The sequence below is a fragment of the Dactylosporangium sp. McL0621 genome, from assembly GCF_049995355.1.
Taxonomy (GTDB): domain Bacteria; phylum Actinomycetota; class Actinomycetes; order Mycobacteriales; family Micromonosporaceae; genus Dactylosporangium.
Genome location: NZ_CP188259.1, coordinates 6259064 through 6278984 on the forward strand (window position 1 = coordinate 6259064; position 19921 = coordinate 6278984).

The window sequence follows — 19921 nt, forward strand, 5'->3', positions numbered from 1 at the left end:
GAATCCGCTACACGTCACATTGCGCCGCCGCGTGATCACCGGCACCATACTGTGCCCATGGAACCCCGGATGGGCGTGTTCCGGCTGCTGGTAGCCGGCATGCTGGTGCTGATCGTCGGCGGCGTCGCCACGACCGCCTGGGCGCTGCACCGCGCCGAGCCCCGGCCCGGGCCCGGCGCCGAGGCCGCGACCGGCCCGAGCGCCTCGCCCTCCCCGGCGGCCTCGCCCAGCGCCCCGCCGTTCGCCGGCTGGTCCGACCCGGCGGGCGTCGGCCGGCCGTACGGCACCAAGGTCCAGGGCCTGCTCACATTCCGCGGCAACCCGACCCGCACCTACTACGGCCAGGGCCCCGTCCCCCGCGTCACGCCCGCCCAGCGCTGGCAGTTCCCGAAGAGCGGCGGGATGTGCGCGATGTCGGCGGACAAGGGCGAGACCCGCGAGTGGTGCGGCACCGGCTGGACCGGGCAGCCGGCCGTGTTCGAGCGCGACGGCCGCACCTGGGTGGTGTTCGGCGCCTACGACCGCTCCATCCACTTCCTCGACGCCGCCACCGGCGAGCGGATCCTGCCCGACTTCAAGACCGGCGACATCATCAAGGGCAGCGTCACCGTCGACCCCGACGGCTTCCCGCTGGTCTACTCCGGCTCCCGCGACGGCTACTACCGTGTCCTGGCCATCGACCGCGGCACGCCGACCGAGCTGTGGAAGCTCGCCGCCGACGCGGTGAAGCCGACGCTGTGGAACGACGACTGGGACGGCTCCGGGCTCGTCATCGACGACTACCTGCTCGAGGGCGGCGAGAACAGCCAGTTCCACGTCGTGAAGCTCAACCGCGGGTACGGCCCGGACGGCAAGGTGACGGTCGCGCCGCAGCTGGTGTTCAACACGCCCGGCTGGGACGAGCAGGAGCTCAAGGACGCCGGCGACACCAACGTGTCGATCGAGAACTCGGTGGCGGTGTACCGCGACACGGTGTACTTCGCCAACTCCGGCGGCCTCGTGCAGGGCTGGGACCTCTCCGGGCTGAAGGCGGGCCGGGCCCCGGCGCGCACCTTCCGGTTCTGGACCGGCGACGACACCGACGCGTCGATCGTCGTGGACGCCGACGGCTTCCTGTACGTCGGCTCCGAGTACGAGAAGGGCAACGCGCGGTCCCGGGAGGTCGGGCAGATGCTCAAACTGGACCCGTCCAAGCCCGACAACCCCGTGGTCTGGGCGGTGAAGGACCAGGGCCAGAAGCCGGGCGGGATCTGGGGCACGCCCGCGCTCTACGGCGACCTGGCCGTCTACGACACGGCGGGCGGCGACGTCCTGGGCCTGGACCGGGCCACCGGCGCGGTACGGTGGCGGTTCCACCTGCCCGGCGGCGAGACCTGGCAGTCGCCGGTGATCGTCGACGACGTGCTGCTGATGGGCGACTGCACCGGGGTGCTGCACGCCTACGACGTCGCCGACACCCACGCGGAGCCCCGGCCGCTGTGGGAGGTGAAGATCGGCGGCTGCATCGAGTCGACGCCGGCGGTGTGGAAGGGCTCGCTGTACTTCGGCACCCGGGCGGGTGCCGTCCACGCCTTCGCCGCCGGGTAGCGGACAATGTATTGCGGAATTGTTACGGGCCGCGACTGGTCACGGCGAACGGGCGCGCCATACGGTGCCCGACACACGATCAGCGTCGACACCCGAAAGGACCCGAGCAGATGCGCAGAGGGATCCTGTCCCTGCTGGCCGTCGGCGCGCTGGCCATGAGCGGGGCCGCCGCCTGCACCGCGAACGTGTCGGGCACCGGCGAGCCCGGCGGCAAGCCGCGCATCGGCGTCATCCTGCCCGACAGCAAGTCCTCGGCCCGGTGGGAGACCGCCGACCGCAAGTACCTGGCCGCCGCGTTCAAGGCGGCCGGCGTCGACTACGAGATCCAGAACGCGCAGAACGACAAGAGCGCCTTCACCACCCTGGCCGAGCAGATGATCACCCAGGGCGTGGACGTGCTCATGATCGTGAACCTGGACTCCGGGACCGGCAAGGCGGTGCTGGACAAGGCCCGCAACGCCGGGGTCGCCACGATCGACTACGACCGGCTCACGCTGGGCGGGTCGGCGCGGTACTACGTGTCGTTCGACAACACCGCCGTCGGCACCCTGCAGGGCCAGGGCCTGGTCCGCTGCCTCGAGGCGGCGAAGGCCACCCGGCCGGTGATCGCCGAGCTCAACGGCTCGCAGACCGACAACAACTCGACGCTGTTCAAGGACGGCTACGACGCCTTCCTCGGGCCGAAGTTCGCCTCCGGGGAGTACGTCAAGGGCCCCGACCAGTGGATCGAGGAGTGGGACAACACCCGGGCCGGGACCGCGTTCGAGCAGATGATGACCGCCCAGCCGAACATCGGCGGGGTCATCGCGGCCAACGACGGCGTCGCCAACGCCGCCATCAACGTGCTCAAGAAGCAGGGCCTCAACGGCCACATCCCGGTCACCGGGCAGGACGCCACCGCGCAGGGCCTGCAGAACATCCTCAACGGCGACCAGTGCATGACGGTGTACAAGGACGTACGCCGCGAGGCCGCGGCCGCGGCGAAGCTCGCGATCGCGCTGGCCCGGCATGAGACGGGCGTCACCACGAGCAAGGTGTACGACCGGATCGGCAAGCGCGACGTCGACGCCATCCTGCTCGACCCCAAGGCGATCACCAGGGACAACGTCCGCGACGTGGTCGACGACGGCTACGTGTCGGCCGACGAGGTCTGTACCGCGGACTTCGCCGCGAAGTGCGCCGCGGCGGGTATCAAGTAAGGTACCGGTCTCACCTGGGGATCCGGCCGCTTGAAGGAGCACTGTGACCGAAACACCCTTGCTGGAGATCCGGGGGCTCAGCAAGAGCTTCGGGCCCGTCCAGGTGCTGCGCGACGTGGACTTCCAGGTGTACGCCGGGCAGGTCACCGCGCTCGTCGGGGACAACGGGGCCGGCAAGTCGACGCTGGTCAAGTGCGTCGGCGGGATCTACTCGATCGACGCCGGGGAGTACTTCTACGAGGGCCGCCCGGTGTCGGTGCACGGCCCCCGCGACGCCGCCGCGCTCGGCGTGGAGATCGTCTACCAGGACCTGGCGCTGTGCGACAACCTCGACATCGTGCAGAACATGTTCCTCGGCCGGGAGATCCGCCGGGGCCTCGTCCTCGACGACATCACCATGGAGCAGAAGGCCGCCGAGACCCTGGCCAGCCTGTCGGTGCGGACCGTCGCATCGGTCCGCCAGCCGGTCTCCAGCCTCTCCGGCGGCCAGCGCCAGACGGTCGCCATCGCCAAGGCCGTGCTGTGGAACAACCGGATCGTCATCCTCGACGAGCCCAACGCCGCCCTCGGCGTGGCCCAGACCGCCCAGGTCCTCGAGCTCGTGCGCCGGCTGGCCGACAACGGCCTGGCCGTCGTGCTCATCTCGCACAACATGAACGACGTGTTCGCGGTCGCCGACCGCATCGCCGCGCTGTACCTGGGCCAGCTGGCCGCCGAGGTCCGCGCCACCGACGTCACCCACTCGCAGGTCGTGGAGCTCATCACCACCGGCCGCAGCGGCGAGCTGGGCCTGCGCGGGCAAGGAGCCACCGTATGAGCGTGTCGATGCTCGACGCCCAGGAGCGCACCGGCCGGCACCCGTCGGCCGGGTTCGGCGCCTACACCCGCGACTACCTGGCGCGGGTGCGGGGCGGGAACATGGGCGCGCTGCCCGCGGTACTCGGCCTGCTGACGCTCGTGGTCGCCTTCTCGGTGGCCCGGCCCGAGTTCGTCACCGCCGGCAACCTCGCGAACCTGCTGCACCAGGGCGCCGCGGTCACCGTCATCGCGATGGGCCTGGTGTTCGTGCTCCTGCTGGGCGAGATCGACCTGTCCGCCGGGTTCGCCAGCGGCGTCTGCGCCTCGGTGCTCGCGGTGCTGCTCACGAACTTCGGGCTGCCCTGGTACGTCGCCGTGCTCGGCGCGGTCGCCACCGGCGCGGCGATCGGCCTGGTCATCGGCCTGCTCGTGGCGAAGCTGGGTATCCCGTCGTTCGTGGTGACCCTGGCCGCGTTCCTGGCCTTCCAGGGGGCGGTGCTGCTGCTCATGAAGGGCGGCACGATCGTCGCCGTCGACGACCCGACGATCAAGAAGATCAACTTCGACGGGCGGTTCACGCCGCTGCAGGGCTGGGTGCTCTACGGCGTCACCATCGCCGGGATGCTCGCCCTGCACCTGTGGAAGCGCTACAGCCGGGTCCGGCACGGCCTGGCCGCGGACCCGCTGTCGGTGGTCGCGCTGCGGGTGCTGACCGCGGCCGTGCTGCTCGGCGCCGCCGTCTGGACGCTGAACCTGGAGCGCTCCAAGAACGACGCCATCTCGCAGCGGGGCGTGCCGATGGTGGTAGCGATCCTGGGGCTGCTGCTGTGGCTGTGCACGTTCGTGCTCAACCGCACCGCGTTCGGCCGGCACGTGTACGCCGTCGGCGGCAACCGGGAGGCGTCCCGCCGCGCCGGCATCCACGTCGACGCCATCCGGATCGCCGTGTTCGTCATCTGCTCGACGATGGCCGCGGTCGGCGGGATCGTCGCCGCGTCCCGGGACGCCTCGGTCAACCCGAACACCGGCGGCAGCAACGTGCTGCTCTACGCCGTCGGCGCGGCGGTCATCGGCGGCACGAGCCTCTTCGGCGGCAAGGGCCGCGTGCTCAACGCGGTGCTCGGCGGCGCGGTCGTGGCGGTCATCGAGAACGGGATGGGGCTCATGGAGTACAGCCCCGGCACGAAGTACGTCGTCACCGGCGTCGTACTGCTGCTCGCCGCCGGCATCGACGCGCTGACCCGGCGGCGGGCGGCCGCGGCGGGCCTGCGCTGAACTACTCTGCTTACGCCACCCCGATCGAAGAAAGCCGAGCATGCGCGTTGGCCCCAGCCAGGAGGAGATCCGGCGGAGCAACCTCGGAGCGCTCCTGCGCTCCGTGCACCTCCACGGTGCGATGTCCCGCGCCGATCTCACGACGAGCCTGGGCCTCAACCGCAGCACGATCGGCGCGCTGACCGCGGACCTCGCGGCGGCGGGACTGGTCAGCGAGGGCGTACCGCGGGAGCAGCGCGGCCGCGCGGGGCGCCCGTCGCTCGTGGTGCGCCCGGAGTCGGAGAAGGTGTACGTCTTCGCCTTCGCCGTCGAGGTCGACCGGATCGTCGCCGCCCGGGTCGGGCTCGGCGGCGCGGTGCTGGACCGCTTCGAGGCCGCCCGCCCCCGCGGCGAGCACGACGCCGCCACCGTCATCGCCCCGATCGCCGACTTCGTGCGCAAGATGCAGCTCTCCGCCCCGGCCGGGGCCCGCCTCATCGGCAGCGGCGCGGCGGTCTCGGCCATGGTGCGCCGCGACGACGGGTTCGTCCGGCTCGGCCCGCAGCTCGGCTGGGCCGACCAGCCCCTCGGCGAGGCCCTGCGCGGCCTGGTCGGCGAGGGCCGCGCGGTGGCGGTACGCAACAACGCCGACCTGGCCGCCCTGGCCGAACACACCCGCGGCGCCGCGGCCGGCTGCGACAACCTCGTCTACCTCTACGGCGACGCCGGCATCGGCGGCGGCATCATCGCGGCCGGCCGCCCGGTCACCGGACACGGCGGCTACGGCGGCGAGGTCGGCCACATGGTCGTCAACCCCAACGGCAAGGCGTGCAGCTGCGGCTCGCGCGGCTGCTGGGAGACCGAGATCGGCGAGCACGCCCTCCTCACCGCCGCCGGGCGCAACGCCACCGCCGGCCGCGAGGGCATCCTGGCCGTCGTCGACGCGGCCTCGCGCGGCGACAACACCGCGCAGGCGGCCATGCGCCAGGTCGGCGACTGGCTCGGCTTCGGCGTGGCCAACCTGGTGAACATCTTCAACCCGGAGATGGTCATCTTCGGCGGCACGCTGCGGGAGGTGTACCTCGCCTCGGCCGCCCAGGTCCGCTCCCGCCTCAACCGCAACGGCCTGCCGGCGTGCCGCGAGCACGTCCGGCTGCGGACCCCGCAGCTGGGCCAGGACGCCGCCCTGATCGGCGCGGCGGAGCTCGCCTTCGAGCCGCTGTTCGCCGACCCGCTCGAGTCCGCCTAGCTCGGGGCGAGGAGGCAGAACTCGTTGCCCTCCGGGTCGGCGAGGACCGTCCACGGCACATCCAGCTCGATGGCGGTGGCGCCGAGCGCCAGCAGCCGGGCCGCCTCGGCCTCGGGGTCGTCGCCCGGGTACGGCCGCACGTCGAGATGGACACGGTTCCACCCGGTCTTCACGTCGGGCGTGCGCAGGAACTGCAGGTACGGCCCGACGCCGGCGGCCGAGTGCAGCACCGCGTGGTGGTCGGTCACCGTGAGCGGGACCCAGTCCGTGGCCTCGCCCCAGAAACGCGCCATGGCCGGCGGGTCCGCGCAGTCGACCACGACCGTCGCGATCGGCCCGGTGTCGTCGTGGAGCGAGTCCAGCACGCAGAACTCGTTGCCCTCCGGGTCGGCCATCACCGTCCAGGGCACGTCACCCTGGCCCACGTCGGCGAGGGTCGCGCCGAGCCCCTGCAGGCGCGCGACCAGCTCCGCCTGATGCGCCGCCGACGTGGTCGCGAGGTCGAGGTGCACCCGGTTCTTCACCGTCTTGGGCTCCGGCGAGGCCACGAGGTCGAGACAGACGGCGACGGGGTCGGGGTAGACGAAGCCCTCGGGCTCGAGGTTGGTGACCCCGGGCCCCTCGCTGGACAGGGCCCACCCGAGCGCTGCCGCCCAGAAACCGCCGAGCGCAGCGTCGTCGTGCGCCTTCATGTTGACCTGAACGAGCCGCGTCGCCATGCCGACGATGGTAGATCGTCACGGGGGCGCGAAATGTCGGGCGCTGCCGCGCCGCGACATTTCGGACTTATACCCCGACGGGGGATGCGCCGGATTTCTCGCGCGGACGCGGGTCAGGGCCACCAGGGAGGCCAGCGACAGGGTCACCGCCGCGACGCCGGCCACGGAGCCCACCGCCGGGGCGGCCACGAGCACCGGCAGGGTCCGCACGGCGACCGCGCTGCCCAGGGCGCGCGTCGAGGCGCTCCAGGCCAGGGTCGTCGTGACCGTGCCGGGCCGGGCGGCCTGGGCCAGCCGGGCGTCCATGCCGCCCTCGAACGCGGTCATGCTCAGCCCGGACAGGAACTGGGCCAGGAACAGCCCGGCGACGTGCGCCGGGGCGAGCAGCCAGCCCAGCAGCATGCCGACGCCCCACAGCGGCCAGGTCACCGCCGCGGGCAGGCGCAGGCGGCCGACCCGGTCCACGGCCCACGAGGACAGCAGGCAGCCGGCGCTGAACGCGGCGGCGGCGCCCGCGACCGCACGCTGGCCGTGCAGCTCCGTCGCCAGGGCCACGGACAGCAGGGTCGGGCCCGCGGCCAGCAGCATGATGCCGCCGCCGGCGGCGAGGACGGGCAGCGGGACGCGTACGCGGCGGGCCTCGGACTCGGCACGGCGCCGCTCGACCCGGGTCGCGTGGGCGGGCGGGACCGGCGGTGGCACGTGCCGGGCGGCGCCGCAGACCCTCACCACGACGATGACGGACGGCAGCGGCGCGTTCAGCATCCCGGTAACGGTGCCGGCCGGGTACACGGGTTCACACACGCTTGTCGCGTCGGGCGTCGACAGCACGGGTACGCCACGCTTCCTCACGCTGGGTGTCGACATCGTCGAGCACACGGGTCCGCTGCGGGCCGAGCCGGGTGGTCACGGTGCCGCTACCGGTGGTGACGTGAGTGCGAGCGGGACGCTGGCGGTGACGGGTGACCCGATCAGCAGCATCGCGATGTTCGGGCTGTGCCTGCTGCTGGCCGGGTTCGCGTTCGTGACGCTGGCGCGACTGCGCTTCGCGGTCGACGTGCCGGCGGGTACCGACGAGACCGCCTGACGAAGAGCGGGAGCCCGGCCGCAAGTTCGGGGCGCTCAGAACAGAGGAGCGCGCGGTCGCGTGGGAGCAGGGGTGTGACCGCAGATTCGCGGCGCGCAAACGGACGGGCCACGCGATCGCGCCGGAGCAGGGTGTGGGACTGCAGATCGCGGCGCGCAAACGGACGGGGCACGCGATCGCGTGGCAACAGGTGCGCGGCCGCCGCGGACCGCGGCGCTGCTGTCGCATGGCGCACGCCGCGGACCGCGGCGCCGCAAACGGACGGGGGCACGCGGCCGCATGGGAGCAGGTGCGGCCGCGGACCGCGGCGCCGCAGGGAGGGAAGGCGCTCGATCGCGTACCGCGGTCCCACATACAGAGGGGGCGCCCGTGCTGGGCGCCCCCTGTTCAGCTTCCCGCTTCGGCGTGGAACCGTTCCACGATGTCCGCTCGAATCCGGCCGCGGTCGGAAACCTCGAGCCCCTTGCCCTGCGCCCACTCACGGATCGCCCGGTTCTGCTCCCGCTCGGCGCGGGCCGACAGAACCGGCCGGACCCGGCCGCCACGCCCCGGCACGATCGACGCCGAGGTTCGGCCGAGCTTCGTGGCGGCCGTGACAAAAGGCGCAAGGACGTCGCGCAGATCGGCGGCGTTCTTCGCAGACAGATCAATGGTGTACTGCACGCCGTCGAGGCCGAAGCTGAGGCTCTCATCGGCGAGGCCGCCGTCGAGGTCATCGATCAGCTCATGTATCACGCGTCTGGCCATGGCGATGCTGCCCTCCGATAAGAATACGGGGAGTGAAATTCCGCAGCCCCCATCGCGCCGCCGGACCCGATGAAATCGGTCAGACGGGCAGTGAGAGGCACGGAACGGTCGTCGCAGCCTACTGCAACGCTCACGGAAGGCAACCGGCGCCCTCGATGTCCACACCCCGCCTGACAAGCAACGCAGCCACGGCGAGCATCCCTATCGTCCACGCAACGTGATGGTCCCCACATCAACGCCAGGCAACGGCGCCGGTGACGGATATCGCCAACGTCGACTACACCGAGTAGCGGCGACGAGCTGGGCGATCGACGCGACCGGTCAAGGTGCCCGACGGACAGCGGGAGCCCAGGAGAAGCCGCCGGGCGCCGGGCCCCCGGCGCCGAGCCGTGCATTCCGGGCGCCGAGGCGTGGGCCGAGCAGAGCGCGCGCCGAGGCGGCTAGGGACGACCCAGCGCCGAGCCGTGGGCGCCGGCCCACGCCTTCCGGGCGGCAAGCGGACGACCGAGCGCTAAACCGTCGGCGCCGGCCCACGCCTTCCGGGCGGCAAGCGGACAACCGAGCGCCGAGCCGTCGGCGCCGAGCAGTCGAGGAACAAACGCCGCACATGGAAACGCGGGCGCCGCCAGTGGAAAGGCGACGCCCGCGGGACGAACCACAGGGAACGCGGGGAGCGAACCGCGCTAGAGCAGACCGATCACGCGTGAGCCGCGGCCCGCGCCCGCTGTGCGTCGCGGCGCTCCACGAACCGCGTCGCCTGCGTGTCGAGGTCGGCCAGGAACGTCGCGAGCTCCTCCCGCGCCGCCTCCCCGTCACCGGACAGCGGACGGTCGAACGCGCGGACCTGCCGCAGCACCGGCGTGAGCACATCGTCGTGGTGCAGCCGCAGGTCGTAGATGCCGGCCTTGGCGATCTGCACCGACTTGCGCCCGAAGTTCTCGATGGTGTGCCCGGGCATCTGGAACGAGGACGCCACCTTGGCCACGGCCCGCATCGCCGTGTTGGGCGCGACGTCGAACGCGGCGTTGAGCAGGTTGCGGTAGAAGATCATGTGTAGGTTCTCGTCGGCGGCGACGCGCGCCAGGAGCTGCTCGCAGATCGGGTCGCCGGAGATCGCGCCGGTGTTGCGGTGCGACACGCGCGTGGCGAGCTCCTGGAACGACACGTACGCGACGGACTCGATGAGCCCCTCGTACGAGTTCTGGAAGCCGCCCTCCATGTGCGCCATCCGGGCCCGCTCCAGCGCGATCGGGTCGACCGCACGCGTAGCAAGCAGATAGTCACGGATCGCGATGCCGTGCCGGCCCTCCTCGGCGGTCCACCGGTGCACCCAGGTCCCCCACGCTCCGTCACGGCCGAACACCGTGGCGATCTCGTGGTGGTAGCTGGGCAGGTTGTCCTCGGTCAGCAGGTTGACGACGAGGGAGATCCGGGCGACCTCGGACAGCTTCGACTGCCCCGGCTCCCACGCCTCGCCGCCGAGCACACCGTCGAAGTCACGGCCCTCGCTCCACGGCACATACTCGTGCGGGAACCACTCCTTGGCCGTGGCCAGGTGCCGGTTGAGGTTCTCCTCGACGACGGGCTCGAGCTCGCTCAGCAGGACGAGCAGGTCGGTGGGTTCGGCCGGGCTCACTGGGCCTCCGATTCGTAAACGGCTGGAAGGGGTGCGGTGCCGCCCAGGTGAGCGGGCAACCACCAGGAGTCATCGGGGCCGGCGGGCTGCTGCGGGTACGCCCGCTGCGCCCGATCCAGCATCGACGTCATGCGTGCGCGCAGTTCCTCGTTGACGGAGTCCTGATTGTCGCGCCGTTCGGGGTGCAGGGGCTCGCCCATCATGATGGTGACGGCGACACCACGCTTCGTGAGGTCGCGCGGCCGGCCCTTGGTCCAGAAGCGCTGCGTGCCCCACAGGACCATCGGCACGAGGGGCGTGCCGGTCGCCGCGGCGAGGCGGGAGGCGCCGCTCTTGAAATCCTTGATCATGAACGATTGGCTGATCGTAGCCTCGGGGAACACCCCGACGACCTCGCCCGCCTTGAGTGCGTTGAGGGCGGCCTTGTACGAGGCCATCCCGGCGTCGCGGTCGACGGGGATGTGGTGCATGCCGCGCATGAGCGGGCCGCCGATGCGGTTGCGGAAGATCGACTCCTTGGCCATGAAGCGCACGAACCGCTTGGACTTGCGCGCGCCCAGGCCGCAGAAGATGAAGTCCAGGTACGAGATGTGGTTGCAGGCGATCACGGCGCCCCCGCTCGTGGGGACGTGCTCCTCGCCCGCGATCGTGATTTTCATGTTGAGCGCGCGGAACGCGGTCCTCGCGGTCGCGATGACCGGTGGGTACACCAGATCTGCCATGTCATAACGCTAGCGGTCCTCCCGTGCGCGCACCCGGTACCCTGCCCCAAGACCATCTGACTTCCCAGGGAGTTCACAGTGCAGGACGAGGTGCTGCAGCCGCCCGCCCCCGCCGAGCGTGCCCAGGACGACGCGCCCGACGTCGAGGTCGAGGTCGTGGTCATCGAGGAGCCGCCCCGCTTCGGCACGCCCGGGCCGCCGATGCGCCGCTCGCCGCTGATCATCGGTTTCACCGCCGGGCTCGGCCTGCTCCTGGCCTACTGCGCCTATCTCGCCGTACAAAACGTCCGCTCGATTCTCATCCTCATCTTCATCGCGATGTTCCTGGCGATCGGCCTGAATCCCGCAGTTGTACGGCTGGTGAAGTGGGGCATGCCCCGCGGGCTCGCGGTCGCCGCCGTCGGCATCGGCGCGATGCTGGTCCTGTGCGGCGGCATCGTCGCGCTCATTCCGCCGCTGGTGCAGCAGAGCAACGACCTCGTCGAGAACCTGCCCCAGTACATCGACAACCTCCAGCGCAATGACCAGCTGAACAAGCTCAACGACGACTACCAGCTGCTCGACCAGCTCAAGAACGTCGCGACCGCGGGCAACATCACGAAGGCCCTGGGAGGGGTCTGGGGCGGGGTCCAGGTCGCGTTTTCGGCACTGTTCAACATCTTGACCGTCATCATTCTCACGGTGTACTTCATGGGCGCCTTCGAACGCCTCAAGGAGGGCGGCTACAAGCTCGTCCCCGCGACCCGCCGCGAGCGCGTGCGGCTGCTCGGCGACGAGATCCTGGCCAAGGTGGGCGCCTACCTCGGCGGTGCGCTGGCGATCGCCGTGGTCGCGGGCCTGTCGTCGTTCGTGTTCCTGCTCATTCTCGGCGTCGCTTATCCGTACGCCCTCGCGGTCCTCGTCGCCATCACCGACCTCATCCCGCAGATCGGTGCGACGCTCGGCGCCGTCGTCGTCTCCATTGTCGGCTTCGCGACCTCGCTGCAGGCCGGCATCGCGTGCGTCATCTTCTTCGTCATCTACCAGCAGGTCGAGAATTACCTCATCTACCCGACGGTGATGCGCCGCGCGGTCAAGGTCTCCGACCTGGCGGCCATCATTTCGGTACTCGTCGGCGTGGCCCTCATGGGCGTCGTCGGCGCGCTCATCGCCATTCCGGTTGTCGCCGCGATTCAGCTCATCTTCCGCGAGGTCGTCATTCCGCGGCAGAACGCGCGCTGAGGTTCTGCGAAAGCGGAATACAGGTACACTTCGGCCATGCACGACGAGCCGGCCCGCGGACCCCTGGCCTATCTGGCCCGGCCGCACCGCCCTGCGCTCGTCGCCCGCACCCTCGATGAGCTGCGCGGACCCGTCCGCGGCATCGTCGAACTGCCGCAGCGGCTGATGTGGAATCCGCACCGCGCGTTCGACCTCGACAACCACGACCTGCTCCTGTGGATGTACGAGAACGTGCTGCGCGAGGCGATCCGCCACGACGAGCTGCGCCGCTTCCTCAACAAGAAGATCCTGGTGCGGGTCTGGCCGGAGCTGAACCTGCCCGACGGCGTACGCCGTGCGTGGGAGGCCCGTCACACCGCCCTGCGCGCCCGGTGATCCCGCAGCGCGTCACGTGATCCCCTTCTACACCGACGTCGCCCGCGTCGCGCTCGCCGTGGCCGAACGGCACGGCTTCGTCCTGGGCGGCGGGTTCGCCTGGCTCATCAACGGGCTGGTCGAGCGCCCGACCGAGGACGTGGACCTCTTCACGGACACCGACGGCGCGGCGGGCGCGGCCGCGGACGCCGTCTGCGCGGCCCTGCGCGAGGCCGGGTACACCGTCCACGAGGAAGAGGCCGACGACCTGCTCGAACTGTTCGCCGGCTTCGACCAGCGAGAGTTCACGGTGGGTGACGGAGCGCGCACGGTACGGCTGACGCTCTCTCGCCTCGATCGCCGCCACAGTCCCGTCATGATGGACGTCGGCCCCGTCATGCACCTGGACGACCTGATCGCCACGAAGGTCGCCGCACTGGTCAACCGCCGCGAGGTGCGCGACTACATCGACGTGGCCGCGGCGATGGAGCGGTACTCGGTCGGCGAGCTCCTGGAACTGGCCCGCCGTCAGGATCCCGCCCTGGAGTTCGACGACGTGGTGGCCGCGGGCCGCTACCTGGACCGCCTGGACGACGGCCGGTTCGCCTTCTACGGCCTGGACGAGTCGCGCATCGCCGCGCTGCGCCTCCGCCTGCGCGACTGGCCCCGCTGACACCGCCGGCCGCTCCCCTTACTGACGGCGTTCGCCGCAACCACCCCTCGACACGGGGCGTATCGATCAACTGACGGAACGCTCACCGAGCGGCGGCACTGGCCATCACGTGGGCGAAGCCACGCAGCGTGCGGTCAACCTGACGGTTCGCCGCCGGCCCCTTGGCCGTGAGGTATGCGGACCCGGCGACCTCCACCCGCTCCCGTCCGTTGTTCCCGAGTACCCGGGTGATCAGAACCTTGCCGACCCCGTCGACCTCCATGACCATCGGGTGCGCCCGGTGTTCACCGAGGTTGCAGCGGTGACCCCTGGCGCACCAGGCGGGGTGCTCGTACGGACCCATGCAGGACTTCCTTCAAACGATCGGAAACGATTGACACCACCGACGTTACGGACCACCACCAGCCCAAACTACGGATTGTGACGTGCACTACCACAGCGTCACCGGTTCGAGCGACATTCCTCGTGAACCACATCACGCCGCCGACGCACCACGCACAGTGCCGCTACCGTGCACGCCCTCTGCCCTCCCCGCCGCGCTGCAACACCGTCAGCCGCTCATCGCACAAATCCGCCACGGCACCGCAACGGCACAGACGGTTCGCACCATTCATGGAGGGCAGGCTGCCGCGCAGTAGCACCCTGAGGGCGGCCTGCCACGCAGAAGCACCCCGAGGGCGGGCCTAACACCCCGGGGGCGGGCCGCCACACGCAGAAGCACCCCGAGGGCGGGCCTAACACCCCGAGGGCGGGCCGCCACACGCAGTAGCACCCCGAGGGCGGGCCTAACACCCCGAGGGCGGGCCGCCAGCCAGCGGCATCGCGCCGGCTACGATGCGTTCTCGTGCCGCCACTGTCCGAGGAGGCCGCGGAAGTGGGCGATGAACCGATCGTGCTCGTGGGCCGGATACGTGGTGCGGACGGTGCTCACGAGCAGCTCGTCGAACTCGGCGGAGCTCACCCACTCGGCGACCAGCTCGGGGACGTGACGCAGCGTCGTGTCGCAGAACTCGCGGTAACGGTCGATCTCGAAGTACTCGTCGGCCAGCGCCCGGTAGCCACGCAGCTTCTCACGGTAGTCGGGCGTGTTGTCGCCGATCTCGAAGTAGCGCGCCGAGTCCATGTCCAGGCGCGCCGGCCGGCCGGTCACCACGCAGAACGCCGACCAGCGCAGCAACGCCGTCATCGCGAACGGAAAGTAGTAGTGCAGGCTCGTCAGCGCGACATCCGGGCACGCGTTCGCATAGTCGATCGGGTACACCACACCGTCACGGACCAGGCACTCACAGGAGTTGAACTCCCAGCGGAAGAACGCGTTGACCAGCCGCGAGATCGTGACGACCTCGTCGCCGACCTCGTCCGTGAGGAACCCGTGCGCGACCTCGTACCGCTCGTGCATCGGCAGCGAGGGCCGGAACTTCATGACCATGGTCTCGGGGCCTACCGAGAGCGACCGCGTGAACACGTCGTAGTGCTCGATCGACTGCTGCAGGTGCATCAGGCGCTCGCCTGACTGGTCGTAGGCGGTGTGCAACTGCTCGCTGTCGGCGACTCGGGACACGCCGACCCAGGCGCCGCCGTCGTACGGCTTCATGAACAGCGGGTACCCGAGGCGCTCCGCCACGGCGTCGAGGTCGAACTGCCGGTTGTATCGCTCCGCGGTGTACGCCCACTTCGCATGGTCGACCGGGTTCTTGTACGGCACGAGGACCGTCTCGGGCACGTGCAGCCCGAGCCGCATCATGGCGCAGTAGGCCGCGTGCTTCTCCATGGACTGGAACGTGAACGGGCTGTTGAGCAGGTACACGTCGTCCATGAGCGCGATCTTCTTGAGCCACTCGCGCGGGTGGTAGTACCAGTAGGCGAGCCGGTCGATGACCAGCTGATGGGCCGGACGGTCACGAAGACTGAACGGTTCGATGGTGACCCGCTCGGTCCGCAGTCGATGCCGGCTCCCGTCACCGGCCGTGACCGTCCCGAGCCGTCCGACGAGCGCCTCGTACGCCCGCGGCCAGTCCTGCTCCGTGCCCAGCAGCAGCCCGACGAGATGCTCACGCACGCCGGGGTCGCCGCCCTCCCCCGCCGGCGAAGGCTTGCCGGCCACCCGCTGCCGCGGCACGCCCCCACCGGTCCGAACCTCGGCCGCAGCGCCGACATCATCAGCGGTCACCGTCTCCGAGGGCGCCGCAACACCGTCACGGTCCGTGAAACCGGCGCGGTCCGTGAAACCGGCGCGGTCCGTGAAACCGGCGCGGTCCGTGAAACCGGCGCGGTCCGTGAAACCGGCGCGGTCCGTGAAACCGGCGCGGTCCGTGAAACCGGCGCGGTCCGTGAAACCGGCGCGGTCCGTGAAACCGGCGCGGTCCGTGAAACCGGCGCGGTCCGTGAAACCGGCGCGGTCCGTGAAACCGGCGCGGTCCGTGAAACCGGCGCGGTCCGGATCACCTTGGGTCGAGGGCGTCGGTTCGGCGCCGCCGGCTCGTCGGCCTGGCACAGCTCCGGTACTTGGCGGATCAGACAACGGCGGTCCCGCCGGCGTCTGGGTGGTCGGCGGCGGGATCGTCACGGTGGGTTCTGACGTGGTCATCGTTGACCTCCTGCAGGAGACGGTGCAGGTGCGGATCGAGCGCGTCACGCCAGGTGGTCATTGAGTGACCCCCTGGCACCTCGAGCAGCGGCACGCCGAGGCGGGCCGCCATCGCCCGGTTGTTGAGCAGGTTCTCTTCGTCCTTGCCGCACGTCAGCACGACGCGGGATCGGACGGGACGGGCGCGTTGGACGAAGGCAAGAATGCGGCGGTACCACGGGAAGCCCGCCTCCTGCGGGTCGAGCTCCGCGGTGAAGAAGCTCCCCGACTGCAGGAACAGCCCGGCGAAGCTGCCCGGATGGCGCGTCTCGGCGTGGAGCAGGGCCAGCGCGCCGAGGCTCGCACCGAGGCCGACCACCGGCCCGGGCGGAAGCTTCGGTAACACATTGTGCGTGAGAGCGGTGGCGTAAGCCGGGTTGGCCGAGTACCACTCATTGCGACTGCCCGGTGACAGCAGCGCGACGTGCTCGTGCGGGAAGCGGCCGGTGAGGCCGGCAACTCGCTCATACTCCGGCCCATCGTGCGCCAGCAGGACCGTCTCGCTCACCGGAGGCACCGAGGGCGGCACGATCCGCGACTGAATCGTCACGGAGATGTCACGGGCCACTCACGCACCATAGGGCAGATGATCGTCCGGCGCAGTGCTCACCGGCAACAGCGGCGCCTCGAACCGTGCTGCACGGTCGCTTCCCGGATCGATTGCGGATGGGGTGTCCGGATTGGGCGTACGGGACGCCTCCGAGACGGCCTACGTGCGGTGCGTCGAGCGGGCGTACGGGCCGCACCGTCCGTCTGGGCGTAGGAGCGGGAGGGCCCGACTGGGCGTAGAAGCGGGAGGGCTCGATTCGGCGTATGAGCGGGCGGGCCCGGTTGGGCGTGGAGCGGACGGGCCGATTAGGCGTAGAAGCGGGCGGGCTCGGCTGGGCGTAGGAGCGGGCGGGCCGATTGGGCGTAGGAGCGGGCGCTCCGCATTCGCGTCTGCGCGGGCGGTCTGCTGCCGGAGGTACACCCAAAAAGTCCGCTGGTGCTCACGCGCCGTAGGTCAGGTGATCGTTCGGTGCGGGGCTCACCGGCGACGGCGGGGAGTCGGGCATGACGATCCAGAGCATCGGGTACGCCAGGACGGCCAGGCCGCCGGTCAGCAGGATGGACAGCAGGAACACGGCGCGGACCATGGTGGGATCGGTCCCGAGGTACTCGGCGATGCCGCCCAGCACGCCGGCGACGGTTCGGTCGGATCGCGATCGGCGGAGGCGCTTGATGTCGGTCATGCCTGCAAGGTTGCCCGCTGACGTTCCCCGACAACCTCGGGTGACGCCCCGAAGAACCCCTGAGTCACGCCCCGGATGCTTCCGCAGTGTGATGGCGCGGTCGCCCGGCGACCGACCCCGAGGGGGCGGCCCACGACCTCAGGGTCGGCGGCCTGCGTGACTCGTCCGGCTGGCTGCGGCACGCTCGGTGAGGGCCGGCTCGCGGAGAGGGCTGTTGGATGCCAGGGCGATGACGGTCCGCTCAAATCGTCGTGGCGTGACGGGCGGGATGACCCGGACATCTCTACCCTGACCCGCATGACGACGCCTCCACTGGAAGAACCCCCCGAGCCCGACCCGAACATCGACGAGCTCGTCGAGCTCGACCGCAGCACCGTGACCGTCGCCCGCTTCGCCGACTACGCCGGGGCGCAGCAGGCCGTCGACTACCTCTCCGACAATGGGTTCCCCGTCGAGCGGACCGCGATCATCGGTACCGACCTCCGCCTGGTCGAGAACGTCCTCGGCCGCCTCACCATCGGGCGGGCCGCGCTCGCGGGCGTCGCCAGCGGGGCCTGGTTCGGGCTCTTCGTCGGCATCCTCTTCACGCTGTTCAGCAACTCGAACTGGCTCGGCGTCCTGCTCACGACGATCCTCATCGGCGCACTGTGGGGCGGCGTATTCGGCGCGATCGCCCACGCGCTCACCGGCGGCCGCCGGGACTTCACCTCGCGCAGCTCACTGCAGGCCGGGCAGTACGCGGTCACGGTCGAAGCCGAGTACTCCGACGAGGCCCGCGTCCTCATCACCCGCCAGAACTGGCGCGCCGCGAACTGAACGCCGGCCGCCGCGCCAGCAATGGCACGGCGGCCACGTGCTCACAACCAACGGGTCGAAGCGCGGCGCAGGCACTACCGGAACCGTCCGAGCTCCCGGAAGGCGCGACCGACGCGTTGTCACGGACAGCCTGCACGCCCTTCAGCGGCGGGCGCGCGCACCACTACGTCGGCGTCGGCGGTGACTGCATGCGGTCGATGATCTTCTGGAGGGCGACCGCCATGACCTCGCGCTCCTCCTCGGTCAGCGTCGCCAACGCGTGATCGGCCAGGTTCCGGCGGGCTTCGGTTATGGGGGCTTGGGCGGCGCGGGCCTTCTCGGTCAGGTACAGCCGGACCAGACGCCTGTCGCTCGGGTCGGGGCGGCGCTCGATCAGGCCGTCGTTCACCAGGCGTGTCGCCGTGTTCACCACCGTCGGCGTGGTGACGTTCAGGCGCGCGGCCAGCTCTCCCGGTGACAGGCCGTCACGGTCCCACAACACCTCGAGGACGAGGTTCTGGCCGATCCGTACGCCGTGCGCGCTCATCGCCTCGTCGGCCGCGGCACGGAGCAGCTTGTGGGCGCGGGTCAGCAATCGGATCAGGTCAGCCACGTTTGCATGCTAACGACTTTCCCGGCTACATTTCGCTAGCACGCTATCGATCGCTGCGACCTGGGGAGACCTGCGCCTTGATCCTGATTACCGGCGGCCTCGGCTTCATCGGCACGCACACCACCCGCGCCGTGCTCGACCTCGGCGCGCCCGCCCTGCCCGCATCCCGTCACCCGAAGTCATCATCGCTCATACCCTCCGGGGTCGGGACGGCGGTCGTCGACTGCACCGACCCGCAGTCACTCTCCGCGCTCGGCCGGCAACACCGCATCACCACGATCGTGCACCTGGCCGCCGCGCCGCTCGGCGGGACACCGCTGGACGACCTGCAACAGAACACGGCGGCGACCTTCGCGATCCTTCGCGCCGCGGCCGAGTGGGATGTGCAGCGCGTGGTCCTGGCGAGCACGATCGGGGTGTACGCGGGCGTCGAGGAGTACCCCTGGCGCGAGGAAGCCCCGCTCCCCCTCGCGTCGCCGCACCCCATCCCGGCGTCGAAGAAGACGGCGGAGATCCTCGCCCTGGCCAGCGGTCTGGACGTCGTGGTCGCCCGCATCGGCGGCATCTGGGGTCCGCAGGGCCGCACCGCCAGTCCCTTCATCGCGGCCCCGGCCCTGATCCACGCCGCGGCCGCCCAACGCGAACGGCGCGGGGACGAAGCCCAGCACCAGGGCGACAAGGGCGACCAGCTCCGCACCCAACCGCGTGGCGAGGGAGCCCAGGACCAGACCGATGAACAAGCCCAGGACCGCGCCGAAGCACGCGGCGCCGAACTCCAGGACCACGGCAAAGAGCAGCGCGACGAGGGACTCCGCGACCACGCGCAATCGCCCCGCGAGGAAGCGCATGACCACACCGGCCGGGACGGCGGCCAAGGAGGCGGTGGTCGTCGGGGCGCGGGTGGGCCGGGGACGGTGTACGCCGGGGATGGGGTCGACATTCTGTACGCCCGGGACTGTGGCGCCGCCCTCGCGCTGCTGGCCACGGCTCCGGCGCTGCGGCATCGGGTGTACAACGTGGGGTCCGGGCGTGCGACCACCAACGCCGAGGTGGCCGCGGCGATTGCTGCCGTGTACCCCGAGGCGGAGCCGGCGCTCGCGGACGGGGCCTCCAGCCCGGGGCCACTCCCCTACCTCGACACCGATCGGCTCGCCGCCGAAGGTTGGACGCCGCAGTGGCCTCTCGAACGAGCGGTCGCGGACTACCTCGCCTGGCTCGCGGCCGGGCATGAGCGGTGACAAGACCAGCACGGGACCCGGGCCACACCCGCTAGAGCATCCTAGGATGCTAGGTTAAGTGACTGAACGGAACAGGTGCGTCGCCACTCGACGACGTAGTCGGTGTAGAGGGTCTCGACCGAACACGCACCGACACCACGGGACATGCGACCTGTTCCAGATTCCGATGAT

General features: G+C 70.8%; 22 protein-coding genes. 12 read left to right on the forward strand and 10 right to left on the reverse strand.

The genetic code is table 11. From position 1 onward, the window contains the following. The first annotated feature begins 57 nt into the window (after positions 1–57). The 5 genes from ACPPVO_RS29580 (at position 58) to ACPPVO_RS29600 (ending at position 6087) form a co-directional block, all read left to right on the forward strand. Complete coding sequence (locus tag ACPPVO_RS29580; protein ID WP_426514401.1) at positions 58–1587, forward strand: PQQ-binding-like beta-propeller repeat protein; 1530 nt, start codon at positions 58–60, stop codon at positions 1585–1587. Between the two features lie 110 nt (positions 1588–1697). Beyond that, positions 1698–2786 (forward strand): sugar ABC transporter substrate-binding protein, encoded by a 1089-nt coding sequence (locus ACPPVO_RS29585; RefSeq protein WP_426514402.1) that lies wholly within the window; start codon positions 1698–1700, stop codon positions 2784–2786. 43 nt (positions 2787–2829) lie between these two features. Next, positions 2830–3603: an ATP-binding cassette domain-containing protein gene (locus tag ACPPVO_RS29590; protein WP_426514403.1), complete on the forward strand. Its 774-nt coding sequence runs from the start codon at positions 2830–2832 to the stop codon at positions 3601–3603. An 8-nt stretch (positions 3604–3611) separates the two neighbouring features. Then, positions 3612–4859: a sugar ABC transporter permease gene (locus ACPPVO_RS29595; RefSeq protein WP_426514718.1), complete on the forward strand. Its 1248-nt coding sequence runs from the start codon at positions 3612–3614 to the stop codon at positions 4857–4859. A gap of 40 nt (positions 4860–4899) precedes the next feature. Next, positions 4900–6087: an ROK family protein gene (locus tag ACPPVO_RS29600; RefSeq protein ID WP_426514404.1), complete on the forward strand. Its 1188-nt coding sequence runs from the start codon at positions 4900–4902 to the stop codon at positions 6085–6087. On the opposite strand, the gene ACPPVO_RS29605 is transcribed toward ACPPVO_RS29600, so the two are convergent. Next, positions 6084–6806 (reverse strand): VOC family protein, encoded by a 723-nt coding sequence (locus ACPPVO_RS29605; protein ID WP_426514405.1) that lies wholly within the window; start codon positions 6804–6806, stop codon positions 6084–6086. The two genes, ACPPVO_RS29600 and ACPPVO_RS29605, sit on opposite strands and share 4 nt — an antisense overlap. Positions 6807–6824: 18 nt before the next feature. Then, entirely contained in the window at positions 6825–7571 is a 747-nt protein-coding gene (locus tag ACPPVO_RS29610) for a hypothetical protein (protein WP_426514406.1), read from the reverse strand. Here ACPPVO_RS29610 and ACPPVO_RS29615 point away from each other — a divergent pair. Beyond that, a complete protein-coding gene (locus tag ACPPVO_RS29615) occupies positions 7543–7893 on the forward strand; it encodes a hypothetical protein (RefSeq protein WP_426514407.1) in 351 nt (116 codons plus the stop codon). The two genes, ACPPVO_RS29610 and ACPPVO_RS29615, sit on opposite strands and share 29 nt — an antisense overlap. 387 nt (positions 7894–8280) lie before the next feature. Here the strand turns inward: ACPPVO_RS29615 and ACPPVO_RS29620 are convergent, their stop codons facing one another. The 3 genes from ACPPVO_RS29620 to ACPPVO_RS29630 form a co-directional block, all read right to left on the reverse strand. Then, positions 8281–8640, reverse strand: a complete 360-nt coding sequence (locus tag ACPPVO_RS29620) for a histone-like nucleoid-structuring protein Lsr2 (protein ID WP_426514408.1) — start codon at positions 8638–8640, stop codon at positions 8281–8283. 697 nt (positions 8641–9337) lie between these two features. Then, positions 9338–10276 carry an acyl-ACP desaturase gene (locus tag ACPPVO_RS29625; RefSeq protein ID WP_426514409.1) on the reverse strand — a complete coding sequence of 313 codons (939 nt, stop codon included), beginning with the start codon at positions 10274–10276 and terminating at the stop codon, positions 9338–9340. Continuing rightward, positions 10273–10998: a lysophospholipid acyltransferase family protein gene (locus tag ACPPVO_RS29630; protein ID WP_426514410.1), complete on the reverse strand. Its 726-nt coding sequence runs from the start codon at positions 10996–10998 to the stop codon at positions 10273–10275. The genes ACPPVO_RS29625 and ACPPVO_RS29630 overlap by 4 nt, the downstream gene beginning before the upstream one ends. Before the next feature lie 156 nt (positions 10999–11154). Here ACPPVO_RS29630 and ACPPVO_RS29635 point away from each other — a divergent pair, with 156 nt between their 5' ends. The 3 genes from ACPPVO_RS29635 to ACPPVO_RS29645 are packed head-to-tail and all read left to right on the forward strand — an operon-like array spanning position 11155 to position 13246. Beyond that, a complete protein-coding gene (locus ACPPVO_RS29635; protein ID WP_426514719.1) occupies positions 11155–12219 on the forward strand; it encodes an AI-2E family transporter in 1065 nt (354 codons plus the stop codon). A gap of 36 nt (positions 12220–12255) precedes the next feature. Further along, positions 12256–12594, forward strand: a complete 339-nt coding sequence (locus tag ACPPVO_RS29640; protein WP_426514411.1) for a hypothetical protein — start codon at positions 12256–12258, stop codon at positions 12592–12594. A gap of 16 nt (positions 12595–12610) precedes the next feature. Continuing rightward, positions 12611–13246, forward strand: coding sequence for a nucleotidyl transferase AbiEii/AbiGii toxin family protein (locus ACPPVO_RS29645; protein ID WP_426514412.1), 636 nt, complete (start codon positions 12611–12613; stop codon positions 13244–13246). 82 nt (positions 13247–13328) lie between these two features. On the opposite strand, the gene ACPPVO_RS29650 is transcribed toward ACPPVO_RS29645, so the two are convergent. Further along, positions 13329–13589, reverse strand: a complete 261-nt coding sequence (locus ACPPVO_RS29650; protein WP_426514413.1) for a hypothetical protein — start codon at positions 13587–13589, stop codon at positions 13329–13331. Between the two features lie 486 nt (positions 13590–14075). Then, positions 14076–15305: an ATP-grasp domain-containing protein gene (locus tag ACPPVO_RS29655; protein WP_426514414.1), complete on the reverse strand. Its 1230-nt coding sequence runs from the start codon at positions 15303–15305 to the stop codon at positions 14076–14078. Here ACPPVO_RS29655 and ACPPVO_RS29660 point away from each other — a divergent pair. Further along, entirely contained in the window at positions 15294–15824 is a 531-nt protein-coding gene (locus ACPPVO_RS29660; protein WP_426514415.1) for a hypothetical protein, read from the forward strand. The genes ACPPVO_RS29655 and ACPPVO_RS29660 overlap by 12 nt on opposite strands. Here ACPPVO_RS29660 and ACPPVO_RS29665 read toward each other — a convergent pair. Continuing rightward, the gene (locus tag ACPPVO_RS29665) at positions 15760–16440 is read right to left on the reverse strand and encodes an alpha/beta hydrolase (RefSeq protein ID WP_426514416.1); all 681 of its coding nucleotides are present in this window, start codon (positions 16438–16440) and stop codon (positions 15760–15762) included. The two genes, ACPPVO_RS29660 and ACPPVO_RS29665, sit on opposite strands and share 65 nt — an antisense overlap. 421 nt (positions 16441–16861) lie before the next feature. Beyond that, positions 16862–17104 (reverse strand): PspC domain-containing protein, encoded by a 243-nt coding sequence (locus ACPPVO_RS29670; RefSeq protein ID WP_426514417.1) that lies wholly within the window; start codon positions 17102–17104, stop codon positions 16862–16864. Positions 17105–17401: 297 nt separating this feature from the next. Between ACPPVO_RS29670 and ACPPVO_RS29675 the strand changes: the two genes are divergently transcribed. Further along, entirely contained in the window at positions 17402–17920 is a 519-nt protein-coding gene (locus ACPPVO_RS29675; protein ID WP_426514418.1) for a general stress protein, read from the forward strand. A 163-nt stretch (positions 17921–18083) separates the two neighbouring features. Here the strand turns inward: ACPPVO_RS29675 and ACPPVO_RS29680 are convergent, their stop codons facing one another. Continuing rightward, positions 18084–18512 (reverse strand): MarR family winged helix-turn-helix transcriptional regulator, encoded by a 429-nt coding sequence (locus ACPPVO_RS29680; RefSeq protein ID WP_426514419.1) that lies wholly within the window; start codon positions 18510–18512, stop codon positions 18084–18086. A gap of 77 nt (positions 18513–18589) precedes the next feature. Here ACPPVO_RS29680 and ACPPVO_RS29685 point away from each other — a divergent pair, with 77 nt between their 5' ends. Continuing rightward, complete coding sequence (locus ACPPVO_RS29685) at positions 18590–19750, forward strand: NAD-dependent epimerase/dehydratase family protein (protein WP_426514420.1); 1161 nt, start codon at positions 18590–18592, stop codon at positions 19748–19750. Positions 19751–19921 lie beyond the last annotated feature (171 nt).